Below are 9,381 nucleotides of genomic sequence, written 5' to 3' on the forward strand. Positions count from 1 at the left end.
GTCGCGCACATCGCCGCCGAGGACGAAGAGGACGCGCTCCACCGCGCGCGGCGCCTGGTGTCGATGCTCGCCGATCAGGCTGAGTTCGACATCGAGCTCGCCGCTCGGGGCGACACCGACCTGCGGGCGCTGCTCCCCGAATCCCCGCGGCGCGCCTACGACGTGCGGCCGATCGTCCACGAACTCCTCGACAACGTCGAGGGTGAATCGAGTTTCGAAGAGCTGCAAGGCAACTGGGCACGCAGCATCGTCACCGGATTCGGCCGCCTCGGCGGTCGTACGGTCGGGGTCATCGCCAACAACCCGCTACGGCTCGGCGGATGTCTCAACTCGGAGAGCGCCGAGAAGGCCGCGCGGTTCGTGCGCATGTGCAATGCGTTCGGTGTGCCCCTCGTCGTCGTCGTCGATGTCCCCGGCTACCTGCCGGGTGTCGGCCAGGAATGGGAGGGCGTCGTGCGCCGCGGCGCGAAGCTGCTGCACGCCTTCGCCGAAGCACGCGTGCCCCGGGTGACGCTGGTGACCCGGAAGATCTACGGCGGCGCGTACATCGCGATGAACTCGCGTGCGCTCGGCGCGACCGCCGTGTTCGCGTGGCCCGAGGCCGAGGTCGCCGTGATGGGCGCCAAGGCCGCCGTCGGCATCCTCCACAAGCGCGCTCTCGCTGCCGCGCCGGACGAGGAGCGCGAAGCGCTGCACGACCGTCTCGCCGCCGAACACGAGGCGATCGCCGGGGGTGTCGGGCGGGCCATGTCCATCGGCGTCGTCGACGAACTGATCGATCCCGCCACCACCCGCAGCACCCTCACCGCGGCGCTCGCCGCCGCGGCTCCGGCGCGCGGGGAGCACAAGAACATTCCCCTGTAGGACGCAGACACGACCGAAGCCCTTCCGGATCCGCGATCCGGAAGGGCTTCGGCGTATTCGTCTCGGGAGGTTCGATCCTCGGAACCGTAGCGGGTCAGCCCACGTTGCGGCGCAGCCAGGTGACCTCGGCGCCGTCGCCGCCGCTGCGGTACGGCTCGAGCACTTCGTCCCACGCGGTCCCGAGGGCCCGATGCAGTTCGGCGGCCAGGTTGCCCGACGCCAGGAGGGCACGCAGACGGCCCTCACCGACCACCACATCCCCGTTGGCCGAGGTGTTGCCGCGCCACAATCCGAGGCCGGGAGCGTAGCTGTAGCGCTCGCCGTCGACACCTTCGCTGGGATCCTCGGTGACTTCGAAACGCAGCATCTGCCACACCCGCAGGGCGTCGACGATCCTCGCGGCGGTGCCCACCGGGCCGGTCCAGTTGACGGTGGTGCGCAGCAGGCCCGGATCCGCGGGCTGGCCGATCCACGTCGGATCGGGCCGGCTGTCGAGGGTGGCAGCCAGCGCCCACTCGATATGTGGACACACAGCAGCGGGCGAGGAGTGGATGTAGACCACTCCTGTTGTCGCATCCGCGAACTGGTTCGACGCGCGCATACACACCTCCGTGTTCGACGAGAACGTCTTCCCCAACGCCCGTCGTCCACGGCGGTCGCACCCGGCGACACTCGAAACAGTTTGCCCCTGTGACCGGTGTTTCGCTAGCGAACCGGAGAGGTTTCTGTGATCTCACCCAAAACAGCGTCGGAAAACGCGGGCCACAGGGGTTTCGCCCAGTCTCCGAAGGCGCGGTTCGTCAGTACGACGGACGCGATGCCCGGTTCGGGATCGACCCAGAGGAACGTGCCGGACTGCCCGAAATGTCCGAAAGTGCGAGGCGAGTTGGCCGATCCGGTCCAATGCGGGCTCTTGTGCCCCCTGATCTCGAATCCGAGGCCCCAATCGTTGGGCTTGTGCATGCCGTAACCGGGCACGAGACCGTCGAGCCCGGGGAATTGGACGGAGGTCGCGGCCGCGAACGTCTCCTCCGAGATCAGTGTGGGGACGAGCAGTTCGGCGGCGAACAGGGACAGGTCGGCGACCGACGAGTGACCGCCGTGCCCCGCGGGCCCGGGCAGCGTGGATTCGCGCATGCCCAGCGGTTCGAACACGGCCTCGGTCAGGTAGTCCGGAAACGCGATTCCGGTCTCGTCGGCGATCAGATCGGCGAGCACCTCGAATCCGGCGCTCGAGTAGATGCGCTTGCGGCCGGGTTCGGCCTGGACCTTCTGCTCCCCGAATGCGAGACCGGAGGCGTGGGCCAGCAGATGACGGACCGTGGATCCGGGAGGGCCCGCCGGCTGGTCGAGTTCGATCGCCCCTTCCTCGACGGCGACGAGCACCGCGTACGCAACGAGCGGCTTGGTGACCGACGCCAGCGGATACACCTCGGCGGTATCACCGACGGTGCCGACCACGCCGCCGCGGGTCAGAACTGCGGCGGCGGCGTGGTCGACCGGCCATTGGGAAACGAGCTCCAGACTGCGCACCGGTCCAGACTAGAAGACCGGCGCGAGTCCGGTTGTCACCAGTCTGCTTCGGTGTAGCGGATGACGCCGCGGATGTTCTTTCCGTCGAGCATGTCCTGGTAGCCCTCGTTGATCTGCTCGAGGCTGTAGGTGCGGGTGACCATGTCCGCGAGGTTGAGCTGCCCGGACTTGTAGAGGTCCAGCAGGTTCGGGATGTCGACGCGAACGTTGCAGCCGCCGAAGATGTTGCCCTTCAGTTCCTTCTGCAGCATGGCGAACAGGTAGGAGTTCAGCTTGACGTCCATGTCGGACATGTAGCCCATCGCGGTGATGACGCACCGACCACCCTTGGCCGTGATGGTCAGCGCGGGGTCGACGATCTCGCCCGTCATCTCGCCGACGGTGATGATCGTCTTCTGGCACATCCTGCCCCAGGTGATCTCCATGATCGGGACGATGGCCTCTTCGACCGAGGCGTAGGCGTGCGTGGCACCGAACTTCAGGGCCTGCTCCCGCTTCCAGGGCACCGGATCGATGGCGAAGACGTGGCGGGCACCCGACGCGACCGCACCCTGCAGCGCGCTCATGCCGACACCACCGACGCCGATGATCGCGATCGAGTCGCCGGCCTTGACGTCGGCGATGTGAGTGGCCGATCCCCATCCGGTGGGCACGCCGCAGCCGACCAGCGCGGCCAGCTCGAACGGGACATCCTTGTCGATCTTGACGACCTGGGTCTGGTTGACCGTCATGTACGGCGAGAACGTACCGAGCAGGCACATGGGGATGACGTTCTCCCCGCGAGCCTGGACGCGGTAGGTGCCGTCCGAGATGGCCTGGCCGCTGAGCAGGCCGGCGCCGAGGTCACACAGGTTGGAATGCCCGGTGACACACGACGGGCACCGCCCACACGAGGGAATGAACGAGAGCACGACGTGGTCGCCGACCTCGAGCCCGACGACGCCCTCACCCACCTTGGTGATGACGCCGGAACCCTCGTGTCCGCCCATCGCCGGGTAGCTGGGCATCGGCGTGGCGCCGGTGACGATGTGATGGTCGGAGTGGCACAGTCCGGCCGCTTCCATGCGGATCTGCACTTCGCCCGCAACGGGATCGCCGAGCTCGATCTCCTCGACCGACCACGGCTCGTTGATCCCCAGAGCAGCGCACCCTTGGTCTTCATCTGACATCACCCTCCATCACATTCGAACTTCCGCACGTGACGATAACCACATTCGGCTGGAATTGGAACAGGTTCTCACTGAACGGTCGCGAGGTGTCGAAGGCCATCACCACCGGGTCGAGTCGCATCGGATAGCGTGGATCCACTCGCGATGCCTCGCGCAGCCCAGGCGGTGGAGGAACCCGTGACAGAATTTCCGGAGATCACCTTCCACGGTGCCGCCCGGACCGTGACCGGTTCGTGCATGGAAGTCACCTTCGACAGCCGACGGATCCTCGTCGACTGCGGTCTGTTCCAGGGCTCCCGGAGCCTCGAGAGACTCAACCTCGCGGAGTTCCCGTTCGATCCGGATTCGGTCGACGCCGTCATCCTCACGCACGCCCACATCGACCACTGCGGGCTCCTACCGAAACTGGTGGCCAAAGGTTTCGCAGGCCCGATCCATTGCACGGCCGCAACCGCCGACCTGCTCGAGTTCATGCTCGCCGACGCCGGCCGCATCCAGGAATTCGAGGCCGAACGCCGGAACCGGCGACGAGACCGCGCCGGCCACAAGCCGTTCGCACCGATATACACCGAGGCCGACGCGCTCGAAGCCTGGCGCCACACCCGGCCGGTGCCGCTCGACCAGTGGTTCGAACCGGTTCCCGGATTCCGCGCCCGCCTGTGGAACGCAGGCCACATCCTGGGTTCGGCGTCCGTCGAGCTCGAGGTGGGCGGTGTGCGGATGCTCTTCTCGGGGGATCTCGGGCCCGAACACAAAGCGTTCCAGGCCGATCCGGAGGGGCCGTCACATCTGGACTACGTGGTGTGCGAGTCGACGTACGGAGGTCGGACACGACCGCGGTGCACCATCGCGGAACGCCGGGCGGTACTCGAGGACGAGATCAATCGTGCCCTCGGCCGCGGTGGCAATCTGGTGATTCCCTCGTTCGCTCTCGAACGGACCCAGGAACTGCTCCTCGACATCGCCCACCTCGTCGACGAGAACCGCATCGCCCAGGTACCGGTGTTCGTCGATTCACCGCTGGCGATTCGTGCCACCGACGTCTTCGCCCGGTACGCCGGGGAACTCGAGGATCTCGACGGCCGAAACATCTTCCGCCACCCCGCTTTCGAGTACACGCAGGATGCCGAGGAGTCGATGCGCATCGACACCTTCTCGAGTGCGATCATCATCGCCGCGTCCGGCATGTGCGAGGCGGGACGGATCCGCCACCATCTCCGCAACAACCTCTGTCGCCACGACTCGACGGTGCTGTTCGTCGGCTACCAGGCGCAGGGCTCGCTCGGCCGCATCATCCTGGACGGCGCCGAGCGCGTGCGCATCTCCGGGTCCGACGTCGACGTGCGGGCACAGATCCGGCGTATCGACACCTACTCCGCGCACGCCGACCACGACGAGTTGATCGAGTGGCTGCGTGACCGCACACCCGTCTCCGGAGCGGTGTTCCTCGACCACGGCGAACCCGATGGGCTCGCAGCTCTCGCCGGCGCCGCACAGGAACTCGATCCGACACTCACCGTGGTCGCCCCGGACCTCGGAGCGCGGTACCGCCTGCACGCCGGCGGACCGGCCGAACCGCTCGGCACCGCCGAGCCGCGCGCGGACATGACCGGCCGGGACTGGCAGAACGAATACGCCGCCTTCGCCGTGGATCTGCGCGAGAAGTTGTTGCGGATCGAGGACCGTCGCGCGAGGGAACAAGCGATCGCCGACATGAACGCCGTGCTCGAGAGCTACTACACCTCCGGAGCGCGGCCGAAGCACGTGGCCGAGTCGCGACTCCGTGACGATCAGCCGCGACACAAGCGGCGCAAGCGGGCCCCGCGGCGGCGCCGCATGCGCTACTGATTCCTCGAGTCTCCTCCTCGAGTCCCGCGACCGACCGGCCGTCATCCCCGGCCGTCATCCCCGGCCGAAGACTTCTCCGACTGGCGCGACCGTGTGAATACAGCGCTCTCGTTGTAGAGAACGTCATTTCCGTCTAACGTGAGCAGCATGCCGGAATGCGACGACAAGCGGTCGCGACGGCACCGGACAACGGAGGACGTGCTCATGACAACGAAGGCGCTCGCGCCCGACGTTTCGACCTGGCCTGCGGAGGATCCGCAGCTCATCGGCAGCCGTTGCGACGACTGCTCCGCGACGACGTGGCCGCGGCAGCCGCGTTGCCCGCGCTGCAGCGGCGCGAACATCTCGGATCTGCTGCTCCCCCGGCGCGGCACGCTGGTGGCCTGGACGACGCAGGGATTCGTCCCGAAGCAGCCCTACGCGGGCAACGAAACCGCGGCCACCTTCAAGCCGTTCGTCTTCGGACTGATCCAGCTCGGCGATGTCGTGCGCGTCGAGGCGCGAGTGACCGAGACCGACCCGGCCAAGCTGCAGCCCGGCATGGAGCTCGAGCTCACGTTCGTTCCGTTCTACACCGACGAGGACGGAACCGAGATCGTCACGTGGGCGTTCGCGCCGATCTGATCCGTACACACCTGATCGAGGAGTCCCTGAAACTATGAACGACGTTGCCATCATCGGTGTGGGCCTTCACCCGTTCGGCAGATTCGGCACCAAGTCGGCCATCGAGATGGCGGCCGACGCAATCCAACTCGCACTCGAGGATTCGGGTGTCGCGTGGAAGGACATCCAGTTCGGCATCGGCGGCAGCTACGAGGTCGACAACACCGACTCGGTGACGCGGCTGGTGGGCCTGACCGGCATCCCCTTCACCAACGTATTCAACGCCTGCGCCACGTCGGCCAGCGCGATCGAGCAGACCGCCGACGGTATCCGCTCCGGCAAGTACGACATCGGCATCGCCGTCGGCACCGACAAGCATCCGCGCGGCGCGTTCACCGCCGATCCCGCGATGCTCGGCCTGCCCGCCTGGTATGCCGAGAACGGCCAGTTCGTCACCACCAAGTTCTTCGGCATGAAGGCCAACCGGTACTGCATCGACCACAACATCTCGCACGAGACGCTGGCCCGGGTCGCGGCGAAGAACTACCGCAACGGTGGCCTCAATCCGAAGGCCTTCCGCCGCACCGAGTTCAGCCTCGAGGAGATTCTCGAGTCGCCGATGCTGAACTACCCGCTGACCGCCAAGATGTTCTGCGCTCCCGACGAGGGTGCAGCTGCGGTCATCATGTGCCGCGGCGACCTGGTCTCGAAGTACACCTCGAACAAGCCGGTGTTCCTGCGCTCCACCGCCATTCGCACCCGCACGTACGGTGCCTACGAAGTGCACGCGACCTGGGCCGCTCTCGAGGAGGACGTCTCCCCGACCGTGTACGCGGCGAAGGCTGCGTACGAGGCCGCCGGCATCGGCCCCGAGGACGTCGACGTCGCGCAGCTCCAGGACACCGATGCCGGCGCCGAGGTCATCCACATGGCCGAGACGGGACTGTGCGCGGACGGTGACCAGGAGAAGCTGCTCGCCGAGGGTGCCACCGAGATCGGCGGGTCGATGCCCGTGAACACCGACGGAGGTCTCATCGCCAACGGCGAACCGATCGGTGCGTCCGGTATCCGCCAGGTCCACGAGCTCGTGCTGCAGTTGCGAGGACAGGCCGGCGACCGTCAGGTGCCGAACAACCCGCGGGTCGGCCTCGCGCAGGTCTACGGCGCGCCGGGAACGGCGGCGGCGTCGATCCTGTCCCTCTGAGCCACACGCCGGCCACGGTTCCCGGGTTCCCGTCTCGTTCGAGATGGAGAACCCGGGGCCTGGGCGGCGTCGCCTGTTCTACGGCCGGTCGGCATCCAGAACGATCCGGGCTACTACCGCACGGTGGTCCGCACCCGGAATGTCCACGGCCGTCACCTCTGTCGCCCGTCCCCCCGCGACGAGAATGTGGTCGATGCCGACCACGGGTGGGAGCCGCTTGTCGGTCGGGTAGGTGACCAGATTCCCGGCACCCACCTGTTCGCCGGCATCACCGAAACGTCCGGACAGCAGCGCGCGGAACTGCGCATGGTCGAAGGTGGCGTTGAAGTCGGCGCCCACGATCGCCGGCAGCGTCCCGGGGGTTCGCTCGAGAATGTCCTTCAGCCGGGACAGTTCGTCGGCCCACACGCGGGTACCGAAGACCGGCGGCACGGGATGGAAGGCGTACACCGCGACCGGTCCGACACCGGGAACTTCGGCGGTCGCCGAGAGCTGGCTCATCACGAACCCGTCGTATTCGACGGTGCCGGACAGCGGGTAGGCACTCCAGATCCCGGTTCCGTTCGCACCGACGGCGGGCGAGACGTACCGGTGCGGCAGCAGCTCGTCGAGACCTTCCCGGCTCAACGCGTCGACGGCCTCCGGCGACAACTCGTCGACCGTGAGGATCCCGACGTTCCGCTCGCGGACCTCACCCACCACGGCGCCAGCGTCGGCTCCCCCGAAGAGAATGTTCGTCTGCATCACCTGCACGTCGACGCCGTCGACCGCGGCCGCGCTCCCGACGTGCAGTGGCGCCTGGGTCACGACCGCACCGGCCACCACGAGCCCCGCGACCGCCCCGCCGATCCAGCGCCGGAGTGCCACGAAGGCGACCGCCCCGACGACCGCGCCGGCCATCAGGTACCGCGCCCCCGATGCGGCGAGCACGAGCACACGCGCCGACGACGGACTGAGATGCAGGGCCACCCCGATCGCTCCGATCGCCGTCGCGATCCACGCGAGAACCCCGATCGCCGGCCGCACCCACTTCGTCGTCACGCCGACCAGACAACCACGGCGGCGCGAGCCGCATGATGTCGACGACGAAGGTGCTCACCGAGTCGCTCACCTCCCGCCCCAGCGGAGTGAGTTCGTACTCCACGTGGGACGGGATGGTGCTCAGCACCCGCCGTTCCGTCAGCCCGTCGCGTACGAAGTCCCGCAGCGTGCCCGACAACCGGCGATCGCTGATTCCGCGGACGGCACGTTTGATCTCGCTGTATCGGCACGGTCCGCTGCGCAATGCGGTCAGGACCAGGATCGACCACGCTCCCCCGATGGTGTCCAGCGCCGACCGAACCGACGACTCGCCGCACAGCACGTCGTCGACGGTCAGGCTGCGGGCCCCACCCGGACGACTCGCGACGGCCGCTGCCGCCGCTGCGGCGACGGCAGCGTATTCGGCGTCCGATCGCGGGACCTTGCCGCTCGTTGTGGCCACGACTCCACTATAACCGCAGTACAATCCACTTTCGGAATGAAAGTACCTTCGGTTCGGTTGTAGTGGGCACAAGCTCGGCACCACATGGACGGAGTGTTCTCATGACCACGCAGCGCTCTCACGGCTCCCACACCGGCAGCGTCTTCCGCCTCGGCCGCCCCTGGCAGGCGCTCGATCCCTTCCTGTTCGCGATGCACCACGTCGACCGCTACCCTGCCGGAACCGCGAACCTCGGCCCGGCGTGGGTGGACGGCCACGATCTCGGCAGCGACTTCGACAACCCAGCGGGTTGGAGCATGTATCACGGACGGACGGTGCCCGGTTTTCCCGCGCATCCGCACCGTGGCTTCGAGACGATCACCATCGTCGAACGCGGCTACGTCGACCACGCCGACTCGACCGGCGCGACCGCGCGCTACGGGCAGGGTGACGTGCAGTGGCTGACCGCGGGCAACGGCGTCTCGCATTCGGAGATGTTCCCGTTGCTCGAACAGAACGCCGACAATCCGTTCGAACTGTTCCAGATCTGGCTGAATCTGCCCGCCACCGGCAAGGCCGCGTCACCCGAGTTCACGATGCAGTGGAACGAGGACATCCCCGTCGTGGCGGTCCGCGGCCCGGACGGCGGCACGGCCACGATCAAGGTGATCGCGGGACGCTACGGCGATGCCGAACCC

The 9,381-nt window shown here is 67.5% G+C and carries 8 protein-coding genes and 2 pseudogenes; 5 read left to right on the plus strand and 5 right to left on the minus strand.

Annotated features, from left to right (window positions below):
- Nucleotides 1-864 (plus strand): carboxyl transferase domain-containing protein (locus tag I0Q12_RS34470; protein WP_307846666.1); only part of this gene is annotated, 864 nt, incomplete at its 5' end.
- 94 nt (nucleotides 865-958) lie between these two features.
- Here the strand turns inward: I0Q12_RS34470 and I0Q12_RS31010 are convergent.
- The 3 genes and pseudogenes from I0Q12_RS31010 to I0Q12_RS31020 form a co-directional block, all read right to left on the minus strand.
- Nucleotides 959-1,465: a DUF3145 domain-containing protein gene (locus I0Q12_RS31010; RefSeq protein WP_197257821.1), complete on the minus strand. Its 507-nt coding sequence runs from the start codon at nucleotides 1,463-1,465 to the stop codon at nucleotides 959-961.
- Nucleotides 1,466-1,569: 104 nt separating this feature from the next.
- The gene (locus tag I0Q12_RS31015; RefSeq protein WP_197257823.1) at nucleotides 1,570-2,397 is read right to left on the minus strand and encodes a serine hydrolase; all 828 of its coding nucleotides are present in this window, start codon (nucleotides 2,395-2,397) and stop codon (nucleotides 1,570-1,572) included.
- Nucleotides 2,398-2,432: 35 nt separating this feature from the next.
- A pseudogene (locus I0Q12_RS31020) lies at nucleotides 2,433-3,559 on the minus strand (NDMA-dependent alcohol dehydrogenase).
- A 151-nt stretch (nucleotides 3,560-3,710) separates the two neighbouring features.
- Here I0Q12_RS31020 and I0Q12_RS31025 point away from each other — a divergent pair.
- From I0Q12_RS31025 to I0Q12_RS31035, 3 genes are all read left to right on the plus strand, one after another.
- The gene (locus I0Q12_RS31025; protein ID WP_231611777.1) at nucleotides 3,711-5,414 is read left to right on the plus strand and encodes an MBL fold metallo-hydrolase; all 1,704 of its coding nucleotides are present in this window, start codon (nucleotides 3,711-3,713) and stop codon (nucleotides 5,412-5,414) included.
- Nucleotides 5,415-5,618: 204 nt separating this feature from the next.
- Nucleotides 5,619-6,038 carry a Zn-ribbon domain-containing OB-fold protein gene (locus tag I0Q12_RS31030; RefSeq protein ID WP_197257832.1) on the plus strand — a complete coding sequence of 140 codons (420 nt, stop codon included), beginning with the start codon at nucleotides 5,619-5,621 and terminating at the stop codon, nucleotides 6,036-6,038.
- A gap of 34 nt (nucleotides 6,039-6,072) precedes the next feature.
- Complete coding sequence (locus tag I0Q12_RS31035; RefSeq protein ID WP_197257834.1) at nucleotides 6,073-7,221, plus strand: thiolase family protein; 1,149 nt, start codon at nucleotides 6,073-6,075, stop codon at nucleotides 7,219-7,221.
- A gap of 78 nt (nucleotides 7,222-7,299) precedes the next feature.
- Here the strand turns inward: I0Q12_RS31035 and I0Q12_RS31040 are convergent, their stop codons facing one another.
- Together I0Q12_RS31040 and I0Q12_RS34770 are read right to left on the minus strand one after the other, a co-directional pair.
- The gene (locus I0Q12_RS31040; RefSeq protein WP_307846668.1) at nucleotides 7,300-8,262 is read right to left on the minus strand and encodes an endonuclease/exonuclease/phosphatase family protein; all 963 of its coding nucleotides are present in this window, start codon (nucleotides 8,260-8,262) and stop codon (nucleotides 7,300-7,302) included.
- 61 nt (nucleotides 8,263-8,323) lie between these two features.
- A pseudogene (locus I0Q12_RS34770) lies at nucleotides 8,324-8,788 on the minus strand (winged helix-turn-helix transcriptional regulator); the annotation flags it as partial.
- A 17-nt stretch (nucleotides 8,789-8,805) separates the two neighbouring features.
- Here I0Q12_RS34770 and I0Q12_RS34480 point away from each other — a divergent pair.
- A partial coding sequence (locus tag I0Q12_RS34480) for a pirin family protein (RefSeq protein WP_231611778.1) occupies nucleotides 8,806-9,381 on the plus strand: 576 nt, incomplete at its 3' end.

This window comes from Rhodococcus sp. CX, from assembly GCF_015865005.1.
GTDB lineage: Bacteria > Actinomycetota > Actinomycetes > Mycobacteriales > Mycobacteriaceae > Rhodococcus.